Annotated in this window: 24 protein-coding genes; 4 read left to right on the top strand and 20 right to left on the bottom strand. The window is 43.5% G+C overall.

What is annotated here, in order from left to right:
- Positions 1–43: 43 nt before the first annotated feature.
- From F0361_RS04570 to F0361_RS04535, 8 genes are all read right to left on the bottom strand, one after another.
- Entirely contained in the window at positions 44–241 is a 198-nt protein-coding gene (locus F0361_RS04570; RefSeq protein ID WP_154917406.1) for a hypothetical protein, read from the bottom strand.
- Positions 242–394: 153 nt separating this feature from the next.
- Complete coding sequence (locus F0361_RS04565) at positions 395–4399, bottom strand: hybrid sensor histidine kinase/response regulator transcription factor (RefSeq protein ID WP_154917405.1); 4005 nt, start codon at positions 4397–4399, stop codon at positions 395–397.
- A 209-nt stretch (positions 4400–4608) separates the two neighbouring features.
- Positions 4609–5400, bottom strand: a complete 792-nt coding sequence (locus tag F0361_RS04560; RefSeq protein ID WP_154917404.1) for a tryptophan-rich sensory protein — start codon at positions 5398–5400, stop codon at positions 4609–4611.
- A gap of 85 nt (positions 5401–5485) precedes the next feature.
- Positions 5486–6139, bottom strand: a complete 654-nt coding sequence (pdeM, locus tag F0361_RS04555; RefSeq protein ID WP_154917403.1) for a ligase-associated DNA damage response endonuclease PdeM — start codon at positions 6137–6139, stop codon at positions 5486–5488.
- A 99-nt stretch (positions 6140–6238) separates the two neighbouring features.
- The gene (locus tag F0361_RS04550; protein ID WP_154917402.1) at positions 6239–8704 is read right to left on the bottom strand and encodes a ligase-associated DNA damage response DEXH box helicase; all 2466 of its coding nucleotides are present in this window, start codon (positions 8702–8704) and stop codon (positions 6239–6241) included.
- 82 nt (positions 8705–8786) lie between these two features.
- Positions 8787–9095 carry a GIY-YIG nuclease family protein gene (locus tag F0361_RS04545; protein WP_154917401.1) on the bottom strand — a complete coding sequence of 103 codons (309 nt, stop codon included), beginning with the start codon at positions 9093–9095 and terminating at the stop codon, positions 8787–8789.
- Between the two features lie 104 nt (positions 9096–9199).
- Positions 9200–10888: an ATP-dependent DNA ligase gene (locus F0361_RS04540; protein ID WP_154917400.1), complete on the bottom strand. Its 1689-nt coding sequence runs from the start codon at positions 10886–10888 to the stop codon at positions 9200–9202.
- Positions 10885–11907 carry a ligase-associated DNA damage response exonuclease gene (locus F0361_RS04535; RefSeq protein ID WP_154917399.1) on the bottom strand — a complete coding sequence of 341 codons (1023 nt, stop codon included), beginning with the start codon at positions 11905–11907 and terminating at the stop codon, positions 10885–10887. The genes F0361_RS04540 and F0361_RS04535 overlap by 4 nt, the downstream gene beginning before the upstream one ends.
- 237 nt (positions 11908–12144) lie before the next feature.
- Here F0361_RS04535 and F0361_RS04530 point away from each other — a divergent pair, with 237 nt between their 5' ends.
- A complete protein-coding gene (locus F0361_RS04530) occupies positions 12145–12576 on the top strand; it encodes a TerB family tellurite resistance protein (RefSeq protein WP_154917398.1) in 432 nt (143 codons plus the stop codon).
- A gap of 96 nt (positions 12577–12672) precedes the next feature.
- On the opposite strand, the gene fbp is transcribed toward F0361_RS04530, so the two are convergent.
- Positions 12673–13683, bottom strand: coding sequence for a class 1 fructose-bisphosphatase (fbp, locus tag F0361_RS04525; RefSeq protein WP_154917397.1), 1011 nt, complete (start codon positions 13681–13683; stop codon positions 12673–12675).
- Positions 13684–13791: 108 nt separating this feature from the next.
- On the opposite strand from fbp, the gene F0361_RS04520 reads away from it, so the two are divergent.
- The 3 genes from F0361_RS04520 to F0361_RS04510 all read left to right on the top strand — a co-directional run bounded on the left by F0361_RS04520 (position 13792) and on the right by F0361_RS04510 (position 17441).
- Entirely contained in the window at positions 13792–14271 is a 480-nt protein-coding gene (locus F0361_RS04520; RefSeq protein ID WP_154917396.1) for a GNAT family N-acetyltransferase, read from the top strand.
- Between the two features lie 23 nt (positions 14272–14294).
- Complete coding sequence (locus F0361_RS04515) at positions 14295–15542, top strand: aspartate kinase (RefSeq protein WP_138257905.1); 1248 nt, start codon at positions 14295–14297, stop codon at positions 15540–15542.
- Between the two features lie 84 nt (positions 15543–15626).
- Positions 15627–17441, top strand: a complete 1815-nt coding sequence (locus tag F0361_RS04510; protein WP_154917395.1) for a GNAT family N-acyltransferase — start codon at positions 15627–15629, stop codon at positions 17439–17441.
- Between the two features lie 4 nt (positions 17442–17445).
- Here F0361_RS04510 and F0361_RS04505 read toward each other — a convergent pair whose 3' ends face one another.
- From F0361_RS04505 to rsmA, 11 genes are all read right to left on the bottom strand, one after another.
- On the bottom strand, positions 17446–17940 hold the full coding sequence (locus tag F0361_RS04505; RefSeq protein WP_154917394.1) for a GNAT family N-acetyltransferase: 495 nt from the start codon (positions 17938–17940) through the stop codon (positions 17446–17448).
- Positions 17941–17954: 14 nt separating this feature from the next.
- Entirely contained in the window at positions 17955–18440 is a 486-nt protein-coding gene (locus F0361_RS04500) for a DUF6428 family protein (protein ID WP_154917393.1), read from the bottom strand.
- Positions 18441–18456: 16 nt separating this feature from the next.
- Complete coding sequence (locus F0361_RS04495) at positions 18457–18780, bottom strand: ArsR/SmtB family transcription factor (protein ID WP_154918490.1); 324 nt, start codon at positions 18778–18780, stop codon at positions 18457–18459.
- Between the two features lie 76 nt (positions 18781–18856).
- Positions 18857–19243, bottom strand: a complete 387-nt coding sequence (locus tag F0361_RS04490; protein WP_138257900.1) for a TM2 domain-containing protein — start codon at positions 19241–19243, stop codon at positions 18857–18859.
- A gap of 53 nt (positions 19244–19296) precedes the next feature.
- Positions 19297–19683, bottom strand: coding sequence for a VOC family protein (locus F0361_RS04485; protein WP_154917392.1), 387 nt, complete (start codon positions 19681–19683; stop codon positions 19297–19299).
- 7 nt (positions 19684–19690) lie between these two features.
- Positions 19691–20146, bottom strand: a complete 456-nt coding sequence (locus F0361_RS04480) for a DUF1801 domain-containing protein (protein WP_154917391.1) — start codon at positions 20144–20146, stop codon at positions 19691–19693.
- A gap of 1 nt (position 20147) precedes the next feature.
- Complete coding sequence (locus F0361_RS04475) at positions 20148–20519, bottom strand: VOC family protein (RefSeq protein ID WP_154917390.1); 372 nt, start codon at positions 20517–20519, stop codon at positions 20148–20150.
- 32 nt (positions 20520–20551) lie between these two features.
- The gene (locus tag F0361_RS04470) at positions 20552–21496 is read right to left on the bottom strand and encodes a 2-hydroxyacid dehydrogenase (protein ID WP_154917389.1); all 945 of its coding nucleotides are present in this window, start codon (positions 21494–21496) and stop codon (positions 20552–20554) included.
- 7 nt (positions 21497–21503) lie between these two features.
- A complete protein-coding gene (locus tag F0361_RS04465; RefSeq protein ID WP_154917388.1) occupies positions 21504–21869 on the bottom strand; it encodes a cupin domain-containing protein in 366 nt (121 codons plus the stop codon).
- 19 nt (positions 21870–21888) lie between these two features.
- Entirely contained in the window at positions 21889–23244 is a 1356-nt protein-coding gene (gene mgtE, locus F0361_RS04460; RefSeq protein WP_154917387.1) for a magnesium transporter, read from the bottom strand.
- Positions 23231–24106, bottom strand: coding sequence for a 16S rRNA (adenine(1518)-N(6)/adenine(1519)-N(6))-dimethyltransferase RsmA (gene rsmA, locus F0361_RS04455; protein ID WP_154917386.1), 876 nt, complete (start codon positions 24104–24106; stop codon positions 23231–23233). Before rsmA ends, mgtE begins: the two co-directional genes overlap by 14 nt.
- Positions 24107–24114: the final 8 nt, after the last annotated feature.

Raw genomic sequence — 24114 nt, 5'->3', positions numbered from 1 at the left:
GTCAAAAAAGCTCCTATATGGTGATTTCTATGCTTTGCGACAACTATAATTTGAAATCCACGTCAAAGCAGTTACGTACATCCCTAACGACCGTGTGTGCGTAATAGGCTACTCCCAAAAGAAGTTCCGCTCCCCCCACTATATAGGGATTGAGAAAGCCCAAAAGTTGCGTTCCCAACATCCCTGCCAAGAAACCCGAATTCATAAGAAGTAGCACGATCAAAACACTTGAAGTTTTCATTTTTTCTTTTATTTATTTGGTTCAGGTCAAATGTCGGGAACAGCCGTGCATTCCTTCTTGGCTATTTTGGCAAATGGAACGATTATTTATGCGATCCCCTAAATATCATGGGTAGTATTTTTGCAAAAATTACCTTAAATAACTTATATACAGTTAGTTGCGAAATTGTGTGGGACTTTGCCCAAATTCTTCCCGGAATGCTTTACTGAACCAGTTGGGGTCATTGAATCCTGTTTCAAAAGCAACTTCGGCAACCGTTTTATCAGAATTTTGGAGCAGTTCTTTCGCATTTTCCAAACGTACATGGCGTATGAAAATAGCTGTGCTCCTGTCCGTGATGGCCTTTAGTTTTCTGTAGAGTTGTGAGTCGCTCATGGCCATATCCTTGGCCAACTGCTCGCTGTCATAATCGGCATTGTCTAGATTTTTATGGATCAGTTCAACGGCCTTGTTTAAAAATCGTAGGTTCTTATCGGATTTGGCATCGGATTTTTTCGGTGTATGAAGGATGGAATTTTGGTATTTGGATTGTAACCGATTTCTTTTTTCGATGAGGTTTGAAATTCGAAGCTTTAGTTCCGCTTCGTTGAAAGGTTTGGCCAGATAGGCATCGGCACCGCTTTTTAAGCCATCAAGTACGTCCTCGTCCATGGACTTCGCGGTGAGCATGATGATGGGAATATGATCGGTTACTACATCTTCCTGAAGCAATTTGGTCATTTCATATCCGTCCATGAGCGGCATCATCACATCGGTAAGTATGATATCCGGTATTTCCCTTTTTGCCATTTCCAGTCCCTCTTGCCCGTTATAGGCAAACAATAGATGGTATTGGGAATCCAGCCTGGAGGCTATGTAGGCCGATATATCGGCATTGTCCTCAACAACCAAAACCGTATGCACATTTTTTACTTTGCCGATTTCTCTTTCCGTCCGAGCATCTTGTGCCATTTGTACAGAATGGGTGTTTTGAATTTCTTCCGAGCTATAATCCTCCTTTGTTGGGGATAGGTTTGAAAGGGGTAGCTTTACTTTAAAAGTGGTGCCAATGTTTTCTATAGAATCCACTTCAATAGTACCCTCCATGAGGTGTATCAATTCTTTGGTCAAAGAAAGTCCAATACCTGTTCCCGATGTTGTGGCAGAGGTATTTGTCGAGCGATAGAACCTATTGAATATATGCGGTAGTTCCTCTTTTGGAATGCCCATGCCCTGATCTTGGATGGTTATGGTCGTCCAATCTTCCTCTTTGGCCACCAACACTTTGACCGTGCTTCTTTGCTCCGAAAACTTGAGTGCGTTACTTATCAAATTGAATAAAATTTGACGCATTTTTTCCGTATCCACCGTGCTGACAATGGAATCTTCGGCTTTAAAATATTTTAATTGGATATGGTTTGTTTGTGCGAGACTCGAAAAACTCTGGACTATATAATGGGTAAATGTTGCCAGATTTATGGGTGTCCTGTCCAATTTTAGGTTGCCGGTTTCCAATTTGGCCAGATCCAGCATTTCGTTCACCAACTTTAGTAGGTTTTTACTGTTCTGTTCAATGGCATTGAGGGGAATTTTCATTTTTGCCCGCTCCCCCAATTCACTGTTCAAAGTATTCAGGTACCCAAGGATTACGGTTAGCGGCGTTCTAAATTCGTGGGTGATGTTCGTGATGAGTCGGGATTTGACATCGTCCAGTTCCTTAAGGCGTTTTGCCTCTTGGAACGCCATTTTTTGGCGCAACCGAAAGCGATACATCAAATAACCGGCCCCAAGCAGTAGCAGCGCATAAACGAAATAGGCAAGCGTACTGTTATACCAAGGCGGTATTACGACAATTTCCAGTTCCAAAGGGTCCTTTTGCCAAAAGCCGTCCCTAGAACTACCTTGTATCTTCAAGGTGTGCTTTCCCTTGGGCAATTGGAGCAGTTGAAGTTCGTTGCTATAGCCAAGGGCGTTCCAATCCTCGTCATCAAAGGAATAATGGTATTGGGTATTTTTATTGGGGCGATAGTCAAAATCCGTGAACTGGATATAGCAGGGAAAGGAGTCGTGGTCCAACGTAATCCTTTTTGCCATGCTAAAGCCAAGGTCCAAAACGCTAGGATGCGTAATTGGGTTCACCTCTTTATCCTTAATTTTAAGGGAGGTGAGGGAAAGGTCGCCCTGCCAATCCAGCAGGTGAACATCGCGCGGGGAAAAGGAATTAAAGCCATTGATGCCCCCAAAATAGAGTACATTTTCTTTCGTATCGTTGAAATGGGCACCTAGATTGAATTCAGAACTTTGCAGCCCGTCCTTGACCGTAAAGTGGGTAAACTTACTTTGTTTTTTATCAAACCGAAACAATCCGTTGTTGGTGCTCATCCATAACATGCCATCCGCATCCTCCATGATGTTGTAAACATAGTCATTGCCCAAGCCCTCGGCTTTCCCAAAATGGATAAAGGAATCTGTTAGTTCATCGTATGTATTGATACCGCTTTGTGTGGCTACCCAAAGTGTCCCTTCGGCATCCAAAAAGGTGTTCAGTACGCTGTTGTTTTTCAATTCCCCTTCCTTGCCATTGGCAACATATGTTTTAAAAACTGGGTTTTGATAGTCACCTTCTTTGAAAGTCAATAGGTTAAGACCATTTTCAGAGCTTATCCAATACCGATTTTTTTGGTCCTGAACGATGTTGTACACAAAATCGGAACTGATGGAAGTTGCCCCATCCAACATCCCGTACCTCTCAAAAGTGATTTCATTACGGCTTAGGTCGCCCGTAAACCGGTTTAGGCCGCCCCCGTAAGTACAGACCCACATGGTCCCAAGACGGTCTTTGTAAATACTCCGGGTGTTATCGTTGCTCAGGGAGCTTAGATCGTTTTCGTCAAAATAAAAGGATGTGATGTTGGGTTTTTGAGGATTGAAATTGTTCAGGGATATTACCGAAACACCTTTGGTGGTGGCCACCCAAAGATTATTGTGGTCATCTTTTGCCATGCCCCTAATGACGTCGTACGCCAATTGCTGTTGAGTGCTCTCCTTTGAAATTACGTATACCACGCCATTTTGGTCAATACAATTAAGTCCCTTTCGTGTACCTATAAACAAATAATCGGCATCCTTGAAAATGGAAAAGACATAGTTGTTGGTCAGGGCGGGCTTGGTATCCGGGTTAATGGTTTTAAAGACATTTAGACCTTGGGAAGCGATGTCCAGATTATTGGTACCGATATAAATAAGTTCATCATGCACCAATACATCGTACACCCTGTTGCTGGTAATCGTGTTTGTGTCCTCCAGATCGCCCTTATACACATTGCCCGAAGCAAACCTACCCGTGGTTTTATCCAAACCTTCAAGCATGAAAAAACCGTTGTCCGTTCCCAAATAAAGTTGATTTTGGGTGTTAAAAATGGATTCAATAAAAAAGACCTCGTTGGAGGTAGCATCGTGCTCGGCAATGTTCAGAAAGGTGGTGGTATCCAATGCCTCGTTGTACAGATAAAGTCCGCGCGAAGTACCTAAGAGCCATTCATTTTGATATGGGATAATTTCCTCGATACTGCCAGGAAAGGTAGAATTGCCAATGGTCCATTCATTGTGATTGTCCGTAGTGCCTTTTAGTATGTTACCGGATTTGGTGCCCAGTAAAATGTTTTTCCCTTTTATCGCTATGGAGGTGATAATTTTATCAAGGGCCGAAAAATGTTCCGGGGCGAAATCACGGTCCTTTTTAAGCACCGTAAGACCAGTCTGGGGGGAATTAGTGTAAACGTTTCCATCGGTATCCAAGGCCAATGTGTTGTAGTTCCCATCTTCCATTGGGGCCTTTTTAAACGTGTCCGTTTCCGGATGGTAATAACAGACCCCTTTGCCCCCAGTGGCGACCCACAAGGTTCCGTCCTCACTTTCTAGTAGCCTATTGATAAAATTTCCCGATAGGGATTGCGGGTCGTTTTCATTGTGCTGGTACACTTTAAAGTTTTTACCATCGAACCTGTTTAGGCCGTCCTGTGTACCCAGCCATAAAAAACCATCACGGGTTTTGGTAATGCACCGAATGGTCTGTTGGGACAGGCCTTCATCGAGACCATAATGCTGAAAAAACAGGTCCTGAGAAGTACCTATTTGAATGCCGATTAGAAAAATAAAACAAACAACAAATCTGTTCACTGGTTTCCTGTTTTGCCCACCTTAAAATTAAACCGATTTAATATTGTAAAAAATAGCCTCTTTTAAAAACGAAATTGTATTTCTAGAAAGGATTTATGGATAATCGGTTGGTTTAGGGAATACAAATGGAAGACGGCCCTTTGGGATTAAGAGTGGAATATAAATTTAGGTAAATGGGAGTAATTGATTTTAAAAAGGAAATACTTTAATCAAAGTTTTCGGGGACTTTTATAAAAAGGATTGCTTTTTCTATTGTTGAAACCCTGCCACAGGATATAGCTAAGAATAAGTAGGGAACCTATCAAGGCGCTGAGTGCAATGACTTGGTAATTGTTCCAATGCCTCACTGCAATAGCGATCAAGGCCCAGACACCTACGGCAGCGAATTCACGCATAAATCGTCTTTTTATGATCAATAAATTGAGGGCTGTGGCGACGGCCACAAGTATTATGGTCCAGGTGCTTTCCGATAAAGGAGCGCCGGTCCATCCAAGTTTGGTAAGAAAGGCCGATACATTTGCAATGGTCGCCACGGCGATCCAGCCGCTGTACAGACAAATAGGCCACCAAACAAAGGCAATGAGCTCCTTGGGTGCATCCCACAGTTCCATATTCGTGTTCAGAACAATTCTGATCAATGAAAAAAGAATACCTAGCATGATCAAAACGGAAAGTCCCGTATAATCGTAAACAAAGGCAATTACCCAAGCACTGTTGAAGATATTGGCCAAGCAGAACCAATACCAAATTTGACTTATAAATTCCGTAGAGTTTCTAGTGAAAAAGGCCCGATGGATTTGAAAAATGGCAAATGCCAGGAGTCCCAAAAAAATCAGTCCCCAAATAGAAAAGGCATAGCTGGCGGGAGTGAATAGATTGTCATAAGTGTTGCTTACCTCTCCAATGGTGGTATCGTTCAGTCGCACGGCCTGCGAGATATAGTTCACCCCAATAACCAGTAGGACCGATAGGAGGTTTAGCACTGCATAGATCTTGTTCATAACTTTTTCTTTGTATAAACATACGGGAAACAAAGGATGTCCACGTGTGGTAACGAAGGAATTTTGGGTCGAGTTGCAATAAATTTTATGCCTTACGGCCATGTACCTGGACAGGCAGTACCGTATCCCCCAAAATGGCGAAGACTTCGCACTCCTTTGTAACCGCCATGGTATGGGATCCCGTAAACTCGCCCATTGCAGGTAATATCATCTGTACAGATGATTTGTAAAAACAGCGCAAACGCACGGATTGCCTACCAAGTCCGGTAAGACGGACGGCAGGGTGTAGATGCCCTGAAAAATTGAACTGGCCTTCCCGCTCCTCCGGATGGTGGGTCATGAAAAAGTTGCCCAATGAAAACTCAGGTGTGATGGTGATACCCAAGGCTTCATATTTCACGGGCGATATAATATCATGATTTCCCTCTACCAAAGTCAGTTGCATTTTTTTTTGCCCAACCCAATCTTCAAATAATTCCCATTCCTTGTTCAGTGAAGAATGAAAGAGATCTCCCATAAATACCACGTGTTTTGGGTCAAATTGGGCAATGGCTACGTCCATGGTCTCAAAGTTTTTTAAAAGGGCGTGTTGCGGTACGGCGGCACCATACTTCCTAAAATGGGAGATCTTTCCTAGATGTACATCGCTCATCATCAGCAGCGACTGGTTTTCCCAGAACAAGGCACCGGAATAATGTAACTGGAAGGATTCCTCTTTAATTTGAATGGGATGGGTCATGCGGGTAAAAATACAAATCTGGGTTTGATTTATTGAAATGTAAATGTATCTGTAAAGGACTAGTTTAAATAAGGATTCCACCTCTGGGGGCTAATGGTCTTACTTCATCAATAGGGCCGCCATTCTGCGGATACGGTCCTCCAACTTTTCACTGGAAAGTCGCTCACGGCTTAATCGGTCGGTGATTAAGGGGAAGGCAAAGGGCGTTGGCTTTTCACACTGTTTCCATATGATTTTTTGTGTCGCTATACGTTCCATGGAAAGTCGCAATCGACCTTCTTCCAGCTGATGTTCAAAGGTTTCCGTAAAGGCCTGTTGAAAGAGCAGATTGTCCGGTTCGTAATCCCTAAAAACTTCGAACAAGAGTTGCGAATTACTTTGTAAGTGCTTCATTTTGATGCCTTTGTTTGGGTAGCCGGTAAAGACCATCCCGCTAATGATCGCGATGTCCCTGAACTTTCGTCGTGCCATTTCGGTGGCGTTCAAACTTTTCTGTAGGTCGTCCAAAAGAAAATCGGTCGTAAAAAGGTTGTTGTCCAAAACCTGTTGCATATCAATCGGTTTGTCCGAAAGCAATTCAAAACCATAATCGTTAAAGGCGAGGGAAAAGGTAATGGGGGATAGCAGACTGATGCGATATCCCAGAAGACTTCCCATGGCTTCATGGACGAAACGTCCTTCAAAAGGGTAGAAAACCGCATGGTGACCATCCCTACTTTTAAAGGTTTCAATGAGGAATTCATCGGGTTGGGGCACGATGCTTTCCCTGCGCTGTCGTTCAAAAATGTGGGCCAGGGATCGGATTTCCACCGATTGGTTTTCCATCGCTTCACCGGAACTGTACAATTCGTTCCGAAGTAATTCCGACATCTGGGCGGAGAGCGTCAACCTACTGCCCATCCAACTAGAGACCTTGCTTGTTTTTTTCTTGGAATTTTTTACATGCACCTGCATATCCTTTATTCTAATGAATTCCAGATTCCTGCCAGCAAACGTGAAGACATCGCCCTTATTGAGTTTTGATACGAAGTATTCCTCAATAGTACCTATATAGCCACCCTTTTGATATTTCACGGTAAGGTTCACATCGCCAACGATGGTCCCGATTTGAAATCGGTGTCGCATGGCTACGCCCCTGTTGTTCACCTTGAATTTGCCGTCCTCCTCAATTTCCACTTTTTTATACTCATCATAGGATTGCAAGCTTTGGCTTCCCATGACCAAAAAGTTCAAAAGCCATTGCCAATAATCCTCGCTCATTGCCTGATAGCAAAAGGTTTCCGATACTTCCTTGAAAATCTTATTTGGATAAAACCCATCGGAAATGGCCAAGGTGGTCAAATATTGCAATAGGACATCGTAACTATTCAGGTAGGGAATACGGTCCTCAACGGTATTGTGTTTCACGGCCTTTTGCAATGCCGAAGCCTCTATGAGTTCAATCGCATGGGTGGGCAAAAAATAGATAACGCTTTCCTTCCCCGGTCTGTGGCCACTTCTTCCCGCGCGTTGTAGAAAGCGGGCAACCCCTTTGGGCCCGCCAATCTGGACCACGGTTTCCACGGGGGCGAAATCAACCCCAAGGTCCAAGCTGGAGGTACATACCACCGCTTTAAGGCTTTCGTTTCGGATGGCGTTCTCTACCCAAATACGTGTTTCCTTGTTGATACTCCCATGGTGCATGGCTATTTCACCGGCAAACTCCGGGTGTTTTTCCAGAATCTTTTGAAACCAAATTTCGCATTGGCTTCGGGTATTGGTAAAGAGTAGGGTAGTCCTGCTGTTCTTGATGATGGGGACTACATACTCCAACAAATGGAGTCCAAGGTGTCCCCGCCATGGGAAGGTCTCCATTTTATTGGGAATGATACTTTTGACCGTTATTTTTTTGTTGAGGTTTGCCTTGATCAAGACCGAATTTTCCAAGGCTTTGGAGGCAGGGCCCAACAAAACTTCGCGGGCCTGTTCCATATTCCCTATAGTAGCCGAAATGCCCCAAATACGAAGTTTTTTGCAAATCGATTTGAGTCGGGACAGGGCCAGTTCCATTTGTACGCCCCGTTTGGTTCCCAAAATTTCATGCCACTCATCCACCACTATGGCCTGGCAGTCCTTGAATATTTTGTCATAGCCTTTTGTGGCCAAAAGGAGCTGCAGGCTTTCCGGGGTGGTAATCAGTAAATCGGGCATTTGTTTTTTTTGCGCTGCCCTAGTTTTGGTAGTGGTGTCCCCAGAGCGAATTCCCACGGTCATTTGGGTTTCCAAATCGGTAACAACACGCTCGGCCGATTGCTTAATTTCTTGGGATAATGCTCTTAATGGGGTAATCCAAATGGCCTTGAGCCCTTTTTTATGCTTAGTCTTATAATTTGGATTTTGTTTGATGTAATTAAGAACTATGGGAAACCATAGGGCATACGTCTTGCCACTTCCGGTAGGGGCGTTCAAGAGTCCGTTTTTGCCCTGAAGAAATGCTTTCCAGGTGTCCTTTTGAAAGGGGAAGGGTTTCCAGTCCTGATTGGTGAACCAAGAATTTGCGATTTCAAAAAGTTGTTGTCGGTTCATATTACGAGCGCAGCGAAGTAATCTGTTGAAGTATTCTAAATTTAATTTGGAACGAAGCAATCCGTTCAATATAAGGTAAAAGTTATTCAGAATCCACTTCCCTATCAAACCAGTCTTCTGACAAATCTTTCCATTCTGGGTTCTTGGAATTAATGGATTCTTCCTTCCGCTTCCGATTGCCTGCTTTTAATTGCTGCTCCCTTTCAAAGGCATCTTTTACATCTTCAAATTCCTCAAAATAAACGAGTTTATCGCAATTGTATCTTTTTGTAAACGCATTGGGATACTTTCCTTCTTTATGATCTCTGATTCGCCTTTTCAAGTTGTTGGTAGCTCCTACGTAAAGTACCGTTTTGTTCTTGTTTGTTAAAATGTAGCAATATCCTTTCATATAACAATTACAAGCTCAGCGAAGCAATCTGTTTCAAGTCGGTTCTTATTTGCTTTAGCTTTGTTCTTCATTTTAGTTAAGTGGTTTTTTATTGAGAGATTCCTTCATTCCGCTTTGGCGGAATTCGGAATGAGTGCTTTCAAATCACCCAAACTATTCGCTTCATGAATGTTTTTATCCTGTCGCCATCGTAGCATACGGGGAAAACGGGTAGCAACGCCACTTTTGTGCCTATTGGACAGGGCGATTCCTTCAAAGGCAATTTCAAACACATGATGTGGGGTCACACTTCGTACCGGGCCAAAACGTTCCAATGTGTTTTTCTTGATCCATGCATCCAATGTTCTAAATTCGGCATCGGTGAGTCCGGAGTACGCTTTCGCAAAGGTCACCAGTTCCCGTTCCCCGTTCTCATTTTCGTCCCATAGGGCGAAAGTGTAATCGGTAAACAAATTGCTTCTGCGCCCGTGCCCTCGCATGGCATAGGTAAGCACGGCATCAATGGTCAATGGATCCACCTTCCATTTCCACCAATCCCCTTTTTTTCGGCCTACGAGGTACGGTGAGTCGAGTTTTTTGAGCATGAGGCCTTCACTGTGTTTTTCTCTGGAAAGCTCCCTTTCTTTGGCAACCTCCTGCCAGGAATCAAACTGCATGGTTTCCGAGAGTTGTAGGGGCAAATCACTTCGATTTCGTTGAGTGCCCCCACTTTCACTTTGCTCTGTAGTTTTTGATTTCTGGTGGCTGAGCGTAGTCGTAGCCACGGTTTCAAACAGAGCTTCCAACAATTGTCTGCGTTCGGAAAAAGGTTTCTGCCGGATATCCGTTCCCTGCCATTCCAATAAATCATATGCTTTAAGAATGACGGGAACTTTTGTGAGGAGGGATTTTGAAACCGATTTCCTCCCGATTCGTTTTTGCAAGTCGTTAAAGGTCCCTATTTGTCCTTTTGGGTAGGGTAATATTTCGCCATCGATGACCGTTCCATTGGGAATAAAACTGATAAACTGTTCAAATTCCGGGTACTTGTCTGTAACCAGTTCCTCGCCCCGGCTCCAGACAAAGATTTCATCATTTCTTAGGATGACCTGTGAACGTATACCGTCCCATTTGTGTTCCATGGACCATTCGTTAACATCGCCCAAACTTTCCGGGACTTCTTCCAGCGCATAGGCCAAATAAAAGGGATAGGGTTTGGATAGGTAGTCGGATTTGTGCTCTTCCAAAACCAGTTGCTGAAAGGAAATTGTATTGGGGTCCCAATTCCCCATTAACTTATAGGCGAGAATGTCCTCGTCAATTTCAGTGGCCTTGGAGAGTGCCCTTGTCATCAATTTCTGACTCACTCCAATGCGAAAGCCGCCTGTTATCAATTTGGTGAAAACGAACCGTTCGTAATAATCCAGTTCCTTCCAATTTTCAAAAAGATATTGCTTTTTGTCATGGTCCGATTTCTTTTTGAGCGCGATCATCTCCTCCAAAAATTGGGTGAGGGTTTTCTCTGTGGACGATTTTAATGAAGGCACTACCAAAGCGATGGTTTCGGCCAAGTCGCCAACAATATGGTAGCTCTCCTCAAAAAGCCATAAGGGGATGTTCGCAAGTTCCGATGCCCATTCCCTTAAAAGTGTCGTGTTCACGGGTCTGGGAGGCCTGCGGTGCGATAGGATGGCGATGGTCCAAACTTTATCGGTGTCACCTGCCTCCAAAAAGTATTGGGTGAGCGCATCAACCTTCACGGTGGTCTTGTTGGTGCTATCCAGCGTCTTGATGAGTTGCGCAAATCGTTTCATGATTCGGATACCGATTTTGAGGTTTCCATCTCGCCCTGTTCGCCTTCGTATTGGGTAGCTTCCGTACGGGCATCATATCCTTGTTCCCTAAGGTATCGGGAAAAAATATCGCTATAGCCATGCGTACAAATGACCTTTTCTGCACCAGTAGCTTCAATACTGGAAAGTAAGCCTTGCCAATCACAATGATCGCTTAGGACAAAACCTTTGTCAATGGCACGTCTGCGTCGGGCGCCCCGAAAGGTCATCCAACCACTGGCCGATGCCGTAACATAAGGTACCATCTTCCTAATCCAAGAGCTCCCATGGGCACTGGGAGGGGCCAAAACGATGTTTCCCAAAAGTTCCTTTTTGGTGGTTTCTTTGGTGACCAATTTGGTGGGAGGGAAGGAGACCAACGGCCGTAGGACTTCCGTCATATTTTCTATGGCCCCGTGGGTGTAAATAGTACCAATATCGGTATCCAAATACTTTAACAATCGCTGTGCCTTTCCAAGACTGTAACCAAATAGGATGGAGGTCTTACCTTCTTTTTTGTTCTCCAGCCACCAATCGTTGATGTCCGCTAACACTTCTTTTTGGGGCAACCATTTAAAGGCGGGTAGTCCAAAGGTACATTCGGTAATAAACGTATGGCATTTTACCGGCTCATAAGGGTTGGATATTCCATCATCCTCCGTTTTGTAATCCCCGGTAAATACCCAAACCTCTCCTTTATGTTCTACCCTTACTTGCGAGGCCCCAATGATATGTCCCGCAGGATGTAGACTGAATTTAACGTTGTTTATGATGAAGGTTTCGCCCCATTCAAATCCTGTGGTCTTAATATCCCCCAACCGATGTGAAATAATGGGAATGTTCCTGTGATGGGTGATATACTCTTTATTTCCCCAGCGACTGTGATCTGCATGGCCATGGGTGATAATGGCCTTTTTAACAGGCTTCCATGGATCTAGGAAGACGTCCGCTTTTTCACAATAGATACCTTTATCGGTAAATTCTAAAAGGGGTGATTTCATCTGTTTATATTTAATGGTATTAAATGGTCAGATGTAATTATTCACATCGCTGTTTATTGTATTTTCAAAATGTGTTCATTAATCTTTGATTTCGCCAATAACCATCAAGGTGGGTATCAGGACTTGTTATGGCTCATTTCATAGCATCGTGAAGGTACAAATTTGCGTAGAAACAAAGTTGGACGGGATATAAACTATGACCTGTAAAAAAATTATATTTGCCCAAAAGAATACAACATGTCAATTTCAGATTTTTTTGATAGTGGTTTTCAGAAGAGGAACCAAGATCATTTTGCGGCCATTGTCCGTGTTGCCATGAGCGATGGTGTCATTACCGTTGAAGAACAGGCTTTCTTGGATCGGTTGGCCCGGAGGTTGGATATTTCCGAAAGCGATTACAAGCAAATTTTAAAGGATTATGCAACCCATGATATTAATCCTCCAACAAGCTACGATAGAAGATTGGAGCGTTTGTACGACTTGGCCCGAATGGTCTATGCGGACCATCAATTAGGTGAAAAGCAGGTGGCCATGCTTGAGCGTTTGGGTATTGGACTGGGCTTTAATCCGGTTAACGTGACCTATGTTGTGGATAAAGCGCTTAAATTGGTGCAAGCGGGAGTGGACGAGGATAATTTTATCGACGAAATAAAAAATATGAACCGATAAGGTCCGCACATTAAGACCAGAAAAGGGAGCGAATCGCTCCCTTTTTTATTGGCATCGCCAAATGGTTTAATACATCGAGGCTTGCCCCGAGGTAGTTTACTGATACTTTTCGAGGAATTCCTGCAGTTTTTCCACCATTTTACGGCTACCGCAGAAAAAGGGCACCCGTTGGTGCAGTTCGGTAGGCTGTATGTCCAGAATCCGCGTTTTACCACCAATGGCCATTCCGTTTGCTTGCTCTGCAATAAAGGCCATGGGATTGCATTCATAGAGCAGTCTTAATTTTCCGTTTCCGGTAAGGCTACTTTTAGGGTACATATAAATGCCGCCTTTTATCATGTTCCGATGAAAATCCGATACCAAAGACCCTATGTATCTTGACGTGTAGGGCCTGTCTTCTTCCTCCATCTGGCAATATTTGATAAAGTCCTTCACCCCTTGATGAAAATGGACATAATTCCCTTCGTTCACGGAATAAATCGTACCGTTTTCTGGAAATTTCATATTGGGGTGTGACAGGTAAAAGGTACCCAAAGCTGGGTTGAGGGTAAATCCGTTAACACCATCGCCAGTTGTGTAAACAATCATGGTGGAGGTTCCATAGATTACGTAACCTGCCGCCACTTGTTGGTTGCCAGGCTGTAGAAAATCTTCAACACTTACCGGAGTGCCAACCGGGGTTACCCTTCTGTAAATGGAAAAGATAGTACCTACAGATACGTTTACATCTATATTGGAGGAACCGTCCAAAGGGTCTATCAGCACCACATATTTATTCTGATGGTTATCATCGCTGCTGTTTATGGAAATGAAACTGTCCTCTTCCTCAGAAGCAATGCCACATACGATTTCCCTGTTCGTTAAGGTCTGTATGAATTTTTCGTTGGCAAAAACATCCAATTTCTGCTGGTTTTCCCCTTGTATATTTGTCTCGCCCGCGGTGCCGATTATATCTACTAGCCCCGCCTTGTTGACTTCGTGGTTTACCACCTTGGCGGCCAAACGAATGGCGTTGATCAATTTGGAAAGTTCCCCGGAGGAATATTGGAAAGATTTCTGGTTTTCAATGATAAATTCCCCTAAGGTTTGTTTTCTGAAGGCCGACATAGGATATAAAGGTTGATCTCACTACAAATAACGCCTATTTTGTGAAACTCTTGTGTTTGGTTTTCACTTCTTTGTTTAAAATTATAACTTTGTGTTTTATTTGTAACAATGAATTATAATATTAGAGCTTCCCGAAGGGAGGATATGATACAGGTGTTGGAATTGATCCGGGAGCTTGCCGTATTCGAAAAAGAGGAAAATGCGGTTGAGGTTACCGTGGCCGATCTGGAAAGGAGTGGCTTTGGAGATGATAAGTTATTCCACTGTTTCGTGGCCGAACAGGAAGGGGATATCGTTGGAATGGCCTTGGTCTACCCCAGATATTCTACGTGGAAGGGACCCATCATCCACTTGGAGGATCTCATCGTCACGGAGAAAATGCGTGGAAGTGGTCTGGGGACCGCTTTGTTGAACGAGGTAGTGAAGTATGGCCACAAATTGGGTGTAAAAAGGATAAGTTGGGAGGTGCTCGATTGGAACGAACCTGCTATTGAATTTTATAAAAGCAAAGGTGCAGATGTGAAGCGTGATTGGGACGTGGTGCACTTGGATGAAAAAGGAATAGCCAATTATTTGACGAACATTTAAAATTTTAGAATCGTAATTCGTGTATGAGAGTATTTAAGTTTGGAGGTGCCTCCGTGAAAGATGCGGAAGCGGTAAAAAATGTAGTAAACGTATTGCAGACAGTAGGTTATGAAAACACGCTGTTAGTAGTTTCCGCCATGGGAAAGACCACCAATGCCATGGAAGAGGTGGTAAATGCCTATTTTAAGAACAAGAAGGACATTCCCTCGAAAATCTCGGACATTGTGGAGTACCACAACGGCATCATAAACGATCTGTTTGAGAACAAACAACATAAAATTTATAAGGACTTTAAGGTATTGATCGATGAGATCAACGGATTTTTGGTCTGGAACAAATCCCCTAATTACAATTTTGTCTATGACCAAATTGTAGGATATGGAGAATTGATTTCTACCACCATTATCAGTGCCTATTTGGAGAAAGTCGGTATCGCCAATAACTGGTTGGACGTGCGCAATTATATCAAGACCGATAACAGTTACAGAGACACTACCGTAAACTGGGAAAGGACCCAGGCCAATGTAGCGGATATCGATAAGAAGGTACTGAACATCACCCAAGGTTTTTTGGGTAGTGACGACAACAACTTCACGACCACTTTGGGAAGGGAGGGGTCGGATTATACCGCTGCCATTCTCGCCTATTGCCTTAATGCAGACTCCGTGACCATCTGGAAGGATGTGCCCGGTGTTTTGAACGCAGATCCTAGATATTTTAAGGAAACGCAGTTGTTGAACAATATATCCTATCGAGAGGCGATCGAACTGGCCTTCTATGGGGCATCGGTCATACATCCAAAGACCCTGCAGCCGTTACAGCGTAAGGAAATACCCTTACATGTAAAATCATTTTTGAACCCCAAGGACCCCGGAACTACGGTGGGCAAGGGCATGGGCATCGAACCCAAAGTTCCCTGCTTCATAGTCAAGAAAAACCAGGTACTCATGAAATTGTCCTCACTGGATTTTTCCTTCATGGTGGAGAACAACATCAGTGAGATTTTCAAGCTATTTCATGACTTTAAGATCAAGGTGGACCTGATCCAAAATTCCGCCATTAGTTTTTCAGTTTGTGTAGATAACAAATTTGGTGGTTTGCAAGATCTTTTACAGCAATTAAAAAGTAAGTTCAAGGTGGTACACCATGAGGATGTTTCGCTCTACACCATCCGGCATTTTAACGCCCAAGCACTCGAATCCTTGGTGAATGGGCATGAAGTTCTGTTGGAACAGCGGGGTAAGGAGACGGTGCAATTAGTGGTGAAATAGCCTTCTGCGCTATTTTTTCCCTTCTTTAAAATAGTGACCTCCACTACCATTTTCCTATATTTATGCCCTGAAATTGTTTAGGGTATGGGTTTAGTGACCGCAAAAGAAGTGGCAAAGGCCGTTAACTTGTCCAAGTACGGCTTTCTGGGAACTTTTATAGGTTGGGTATTGATGAAGGTCACCCGCATATCCGGCGTCAATAGGTTTTACGATAGTATTTCTCACTTGGAGGGCAGGGAATTTACCCAGGCCGTTTTAGACCATTTTGAAATCGATTTTGAAATTCCCGAAGAGGATTTTAGGCGATTGCCCAAAGACGGCCCGTTCATCACCATTAGCAACCATCCCTTGGGAGCTATTGACGGTGTTCTGCTGATGAACCTGTTGCTTCCCAAAAGACCGGATTTTAAGATCATGGCCAACTTCCTGTTACAGCGTATGGTGCCATTGGACCCTTACATTCTTCCGGTAAATCCGTTCGAAGGGCATAAGGATGCCAAAAGTAGTGTGAGCGGATTTAAAAGGACACTCACACATCTAAGGGATGGGCATCCCTTGGGGATATTTCCGGCAGGGGAAGTTTCCACGTATCGCGATGGAAAATTGATCGTAGACAAACCTTGGGAAGATGCTGTCTTAAAGCTAATAAGAAAGGCGGAGGTACCGGTTGTCCCTATTTATTTTCATGCCAGAAATAGCAAGCTTTTTTATAGGCTTTCCAAACTGAACGATATTTTTAGAACGGCCATGATTCCTTCACAGGTATTTTCACAACATAACAGACCCATAAAAATCAGGATCGGCCAGCCTATAACGGTACAGACCCAAAAGGAACAGGAAGACATGGTGGAATTTTCAGATCTGTTGCGAAGAAAGACCTATATTCTCTCCAATGCCTATGAAAAGGAACGGCTGATAGACCAAATACCCACTTCCCTAAAAATCCCCAAACCGCCCAAAAAGATTGCTTCCGCCATGCGAAAAGAGGTGATGCAGGGCGAAATCGAAAAGCTTCGGGAAAAGGATTGCAGGTTGTTGCAAAGTAAGAACTACGAGGTTTTCCTAGCCAAGGAGAAGGATATGCCTTTTATCCTCAAGGAAATTGGACGGCAACGCGAAGTTACTTTTCGTGAAATTGGGGAAGGTACCAACAATGCCATTGACCTTGACAAGTTCGATTCCTATTATTACCATCTTTTTTTATGGGACGATGCGGAAAAATGCATTGTGGGTGCCTACCGTATGGGTCTGGGTTCGGAAATTTTCCCGGAATACGGCATCGACGGGTTTTATTTGCAGGACCTGTTCCGGGTGGAACCCGAACTTTATGGGATGATGAAAAATTCCATTGAAATGGGAAGGGCCTACATTACCAAGGAATACCAGCAAAAACCCATGCCCCTGTTCTTATTATGGAAAGGAATCGTACATACGACCTTAAGGCATCCGGAGCATAAATACCTAATAGGGGGCGTAAGTATCAGCAACCAATTCTCCAATTTTTCAAAGAGCTTGATGATCGAGTTTATGAAGTCGCATTATTGGGATCCCTATGTGGCCCAATACATTCGGCCCAAAAAGGAATTCAAGGTAAAGCTTAAGGATGCCGATAAAGAGTTTGTCTTTGATGAGACACAGGCCGATTTAAATAAGTTCGATAAGATGATCGATGAGGTGGAACCCGGTAGCCTGCGTTTGCCCGTCCTTATCAAAAAATACATCAAGCAGAACGCCAAAGTGGTCGCATTTAACGTGGACCCCTTGTTCAATAATTCTGTGGATGGTCTCATGTACATTAAAATAGCCGATTTGCCCGAAAGTACCGTAAAACCGGTCATGGAGGAATTTCAGGCGGAATTGGAACGCAAGTTGGCTGAATCCCAACAAAATCAAGAGTAAGGTTTTAATCTATACCGATAACCGTACTGCGTCTTTCGAAAAGGACATTGTCTATCCAAACACCGCTCAAATTTCCAACCCGCTCGCGGACACCGATTTTTCTGAAACCTGCCGATTCGTGTAATCTAATACTTGTTTGGTTCGATGGAAAAATCCCCGATTGTAAGGTCCAAAATCCTTGTGCTTCACTTTCCAAAATCAAATGTTCTAAAAGGGCTTTACCAAGGCCCAGCCCCCTGTACTTTTCACCTATGTATATGCTGACCTCCGCTACGCCCCTGTATACATGTCGGCTAGAGACGGGCGCCAACGCTGCCCATCCAGCAAGATTGTCCTCATAAAGTCCCACAAACCGACAAATTTTCAAGTGTGACCTGTCCCATTTGTCGTAAGTGGGAATCTGGGTCTCAAAAGTGGCCATGCCTGTATCAATTCCTTCTTTGTAGATCGTGGCCACTTGAACCCAATCGGATGGGTCCATGGTTCTAATGGTAATCATTGGTATTTTGATGGTTAACAACAACCATTGCCAGGGGCACAAGCTGAAGCTGGGGCCACAACTGTTTCAGGAACGCCACATAGTTCCTTTGCCTTGCAATCCGTTTTTTCTACCCCTAACTTTAAAATTAGGTCCTCATTGGAAACTTCATAGTCGTTAACGAACAGTTGTGCGGTGTGAAAATTATTGTTGCTATATTCAAATTTTACCTCAACGTCCCTTTCCATGGGCTTTACTTTGTCGACTTTTTTAAGAATGGAAAGTGCTTTATAGGCTGACATATAGTCCCTTTTTCCGATTTCCAAAGGACTTTCCCATAATTGAATGATAGTTTCTTTCCAGAAGTCTGGACGGGCACCACAGTCTACGGAATCAATGGTTACATTTTTAACTTCCGTTATGTGGTAATTGGCGCCTACCAATTGGCCAGGGGCATACTCAAAAAGTAAGTTTTTACCAGAATTTACTTCGAGGATATTTAAAAGCTCTTTTGTCTTCATATTATGATTTTTTGTTTTAACAACAGTTTGTTTTGGTCTTATTGAAAAAGGTGTTCAACATTTCTTGAATAGCCGACCATCTTTCCAGATTGATGCAATAGCATACCCGTTTCCCTTCTATTTCCCCAGAAATTAAACCGATACTCTTCAATTCTTTTAAATGCTGGGAAATGGTAGGTTGGGCCAAGCCTATTTCGTCTACAATATCGTTGCAGATACAGGCTTCCTGCTTGCTTATATATTCGAGGATGGCGATCCGTGCAGGATTAGCCAACACCTTAAAGATAACGGCCAGTTCGTTCTGCTTGTCAGTAAAAATTTGTGTTTTGGTAACCCCCATCATAATATTTATATATTGCAATATTACGATAATAAATTAAAATAAAAAAAGCCTTTTTCATAAAGGCTTTTAAATTTTAGAACCAAGGTTTCTTGCCCACCTGATAGGTGTTATAAAACTCTTCGTCTGATTTGGTAAGATAGATAATCCCTTCAATCAAACCGACTAATCCCGGAATCCAAACAAACAACAGCCCAACGGCTAAGCATGACAAAACATAAGCAGCTAATGAAACCCCTAAAAGGATGAATCCTTCCTTTTGATAGCCTAGTATGAACTTATGTACCCCAAGCGAACCCAATAAAATTGCTAGAATACCCGCCAATACTTTTTTGTTCTCACTTCCACCAGTAGCACTTTTTAAGCCTTCAGTGAATTCATTTGCGGTCTTTTTTGCTTCATTGGCGAAATCGTTGGCAGCATCTTCTGCCTTATCGCCAAAATCTTTGTTTTCTTCTGACATGGTATTATTTTTAGGTGGTTAATTATAATTTAAAAGTAAAGAATAAAACGATATCACAAAAAAACTTTATCATTAGGTTCCCAAAGCTCCAATTTATTGCCATCTGGGTCTAGAATCCAACCAAACTTACCATAATCGTATTCCTCAACTTCCCCGACAATTGTAACTCCCTCCTTTTTCAATACTTCTAAAAGTTCAATTAGGTTTTCAACTCTAAAATTCATCATGAAGGAGGATGTACTTGGCTTAAAGTATTGGGTATCTTCGTTCATAGGGCTCCATTGGGTGGAGCAGTCATTTCCTTGCTCATCCTTCCACCAAAATGTACATCCGTACTTATCTGTATTTAAGCCAAGGTGTGTTTTATACCACTCTTTTACTTTTTCTGGATTAGACGTCTTAAAAAAGAATCCGCCCAATCCAGTTACCCTGTTTTTCATACGTTTCTTATTTTCCAGTTTTATTCTCGTAAAGGGCTATCCAGTCCTGAACGCTCATTTTGCGCGCTAGATTCCCAATTAGTACATAGGGAATGTCGTCCAAGTTCTTGAACCTAATACAGCTTTTCCCCATATCCAATTTACGTTTACTGTGTTTAGGATATTCCGTTTTAAACCAATCCAACAACTTGGGGTCCGCGTACAGACCGGAATGATAGAGGGCTACAAAGTTCTTTTGGGACGCCAAATTTATAAAGGGGAGAGGAAGTTTCGGATCTACATGGTAACCGGCGGGATACAGGCTATGCGGCACTACATAGCCCAACATGCCATAGCTGATCTGTTCCTCAAAACCTTCCGGTAGATTTTCCAAGATGTTTTTCCTAATTTCCAAAATTACCGCCTTTCTTTCTTCGGGCAATTGGGAAATATAGTCTTCTGGTGAATCCGCCTTGTACTGCATCTCAAACGTGTTGGTCTATTAAAATGGGGTTGCCATCTGGATCTAATAACGTAATGCTGGCAGGTCCCGAGGTGCCTTCTTCCACTTTTTTAACAAGGTTTAGGCCTTTGGCCTCTAGCTGCTTTTGGATGTCACGGATATCGGTATAATTGTTCAAGGTATTGGCATTAGAATCCCAACCGGGATTATAGGTGAGGATATTCTTTTCAAACATACCTTGAAAGAGCCCAATGGTAGAGGTTTCATTTTTTAGAATCAACCAATTTTGTTCAATATCTCCATGGAAAACTGAGAAGCCCAAAGCTTCATAAAACGCTTTGGAGGCCTTAATGTCCTTGACACTAAGGCTTAGGGAAAAAGAGCCTAAGTTCATTTTAAAGGTGTTTAAGATTGACTATCAATCCCTTAAGCTACAAATTTATTTTTGATTTTGTCCACCACGGTCTGTGCCAACTTAATTTTGCTCTCTACCGTCCAACCGGCCACATGGGGGGAGAGGATGACATTTTCCGCATGGGTCAAATATTCAAAGGCCTCGGGAAGTCCTTTTCCGGCAAACATATTTTCAAAGGAGGATTTTTCATATTCAAGGACGTCTAAACCAGCGCCCAACACTTTCCCCGATTTCAAGGCACCGACCAAATCGGCCGTATTTATGCATTTGCCACGGGCCGTGTTGATGATCCAGATATCATTGTGGAATTTGCTCAAAAATTCCGTATTGACCATGCCTATGGTAGCATCGGTTTGGGGAACGTGCAGGCTTAGGACATCGGTTCTCTGGTGTAACTCCATGATGCCTACTTGCCGGGCATTTTCATCCTCTACGCCACCTATGATGTCATAACAGATAACCTCCTCTACATCAAAACCCTTTAGTTTTTTGGCAAAGGATTTTCCCATGTTTCCGTATCCTACGATACCTACTACCTTACCCTCCAATTCTACCCCTCGGTTGCCTTCGCGGTCCCATTTGCCGTTCCTGACTTCGGCATCAGCCTTGTTCAATTTATTCAAGAGAGACAGGAGCATGCCCAAGGCATGTTCCCCAACGGCGTTTCTATTTCCTTCCGGCGCAGCGGCCAAAAATATGCCCAAGGACTTGGCATACCGGGTATCGATATTCTCCAAACCTGCGCCCAAGCGTCCAATGAATTTTAAGTGCTTCGCCTTGTCCAGAAAAGAGGCGTCAATGGTAAATCGGCTTCGGATAATGAGTCCGTCGTAGTCCCCAATTTTCTCTTCTATCGCTTTCTTTGTGGAAACATAGTCCTCATCATTTACAAACCCCATTGCGTTGAATTGTTCAATAATCAAGGGATGGTTTCTATCTACATGAAGTACTTTCATAGGATATTTAAATTTTTGGATAGGTGGTCTGGGTGAGGTCATGGGTTACATTGCCTGTATGGGCCGTGGAAATTTTTTCAAATAAAAGGATATGGACTTCCTTGCCCTCATCGGTCTTGGGACAATGTTCCACCCCTTTTGGTACGACAATAATTTCACCTTCCCTTACTACTTCGGTACGGTCCCTAAATTGCATGTAGAGTGTCCCCTTTATGACCTGAAACAATTCATCTTCATGTTCATGGGAATGCCAAACAAACTCACCTTTAACCTTTGCCAATAACACCTGCATGTCGTCCACGACCGCTATTTGATGTGGGTGCCAATACGTGTTGAACCGACTATGTTTTTCCTGAAGATTGATGGTTTTCATTTTTGAACGGATATTAAGTTCAAATCCCCAAAATAAGCTTGGCGATCATAAAATATATGAGGATGCCAAAAATATCATTGCTGGTGGTGATAAAGGGACCCGTGGCAATGGCAGGGTCTATGCCCCTTTTATGCAGGAACAAGGGCACAAAAGTACCGATCAGTCCAGCTACTATAATGACCGCTATCAAGGAGATGGAAATAGCAAAGGAGATATTGACCTTGCCTTCATAGGACCAAACAAATATAAATAGTAAAATAGCGAGTATAATACCGTTCAAGGTGGCCAACAACATTTCCTTTATCAATCGGTTGCTGATACTTCCCTTTAAATCGTCATTGGCAAGGCCTTGTACGATGATGGCACTGGATTGTACCCCTACGTTCCCGGCCATGGCGGCGATTAACGGGGTAAAAAAGAAAATAATGAACTGCTCCTGTTTGAAATCCTCCTCAAAGCCACCCATAATCATAAAGGCACCAATACCGCCAATAAGGCCCAAAATCAGCCATGGTAACCGTGCTCTGGTCAAATCAAGGATACTGTCGTCTGCCTCTACATCCTGCGAGATACCCGCAGCCATTTGATAGTCCCTATCCGCTTCTTCCCTGATTACGTCCACGATGTCATCAATGGTGATACGCCCCACCAACCTGCCAATCTCATCCACAACCGGGATGGCTTCCAAGTCGTATTTGGACATGATCTTGGCAACCTCTTCCGGTTTTTCATTGACGTTGACGGAGTCTACCTTGGGAATGTAGACATCTTTAATATGTGTTTTAGTGGAAGTGGTCAACAGGTCCTTGAGCGACAACCTGCCAATGAGCTTGTCTTCTTCGTCCACGACATAAATTGAATGTACGCGGGTCACATTTTCGGCCTGGGCGCGCATTTCCTTTACACAGGTGAGTACGTTCCAGTTTTCCCTTACTTTTACCAATTCCTTGGCCATAAGGCCCCCGGCGGAATATTCATCGTACCGAAGCAGGTCAACGATATCCTTCGCATGCTCCCGGTCCGCTATTTCAGAAATTACTTTTTGAACCATTTCCTGCGGAAGTTCCCCAATGATATCCGCGGCATCGTCCGTATCCAGTTCCGCTAGTTCCTCGGCGATTTCCTTCGAGGAAAGATTGCTCAGAATGGCTTCTCGAACGTCTTCGTCCAATTCCGTAAGCACATCAGAAGTTTTGTAGCTATCCAGCAGTTTTATGAGGTAGGTGGCCTCGTCCTCGTTGAGTTCATTGATAATTTCCGCAACATCTGCATAATGCACGTCCTCCAAAAGGGAATTCAGCTCCGTATCCCTTTGGTGTTCGATGAGCTCCTCTATCTGGGCAATGAGTTCCTCTGTGAGTTTAAATGGCGTCATGTGCTATCTTCTTTGTCAACGCAATGAATTCCGAAACGGAAAGCTGTTCCGGACGTTGATCAAATATAGCATCTTCTTTAAGATTTTCGGAGAGTCCGAATGTTTTTAAACTGTTACGGATGGTTTTCCTGCGCTGGTTAAAGGCGGTTTTAACGATGGTAAACAATAATTTTTCATCGCAGTCCAATACGTAGTCCTTTTTTCTCGTAAGGTTCAATACTCCGGATTGCACTTTTGGTGGCGGGTCAAAAACCTGTGGATGCACCGTAAAAAGGTACTCCGCATCATAAAACGCCTGCGTAAGGACGGATAATATCCCATAGGTCTTACTACCTTCCCTTGCGCAGATACGCTGTGCCACTTCTTTTTGGAACATTCCAGAAAACTCTGGTACTTGGTGCCGCATCTCCAACATTTTAAAAACGATCTGTGTGGAAATGTTGTACGGGAAGTTCCCGGTGATGGCAAAGGGTTCAGCACCAAAAAGGGTGGACAGGTCGTAGTTAAGAAAATCGGCCTCCACTACCTTAAAGGAGCCGTTGCCTTGAAATACCTTGGGGTGTTCCAAGGGAAAACTGTGGTTGAGGTAAATGATGGATTCGGCATCCAGATCCATAGCGACCAAATCAATTTCCTTTCGCAATAAATATTTTGTGAGTACCCCGGTGCCGGGACCGATTTCCAGCACATGGGTATAGTCTTGAAACGAAAGTGTTTCCGAAATTTTTTGGGCGATGTTCTCGTCCTTTAAAAAGTGCTGCCCAAGGTGCTTTTTGGCTTTGACCGGACTTTTTTGGTCGGCATAGTTTCCCTGATCATCGCGAGGCTTTTTATTTTTTCCCTTTCCCTTTCTTTTTCCCATTTCAGATT

The organism is Maribacter flavus (genome assembly GCF_008386635.1).
Taxonomy (GTDB): domain Bacteria; phylum Bacteroidota; class Bacteroidia; order Flavobacteriales; family Flavobacteriaceae; genus Maribacter; species Maribacter flavus.
This window is presented reverse-complemented; position numbering and strand designations above follow the sequence as displayed.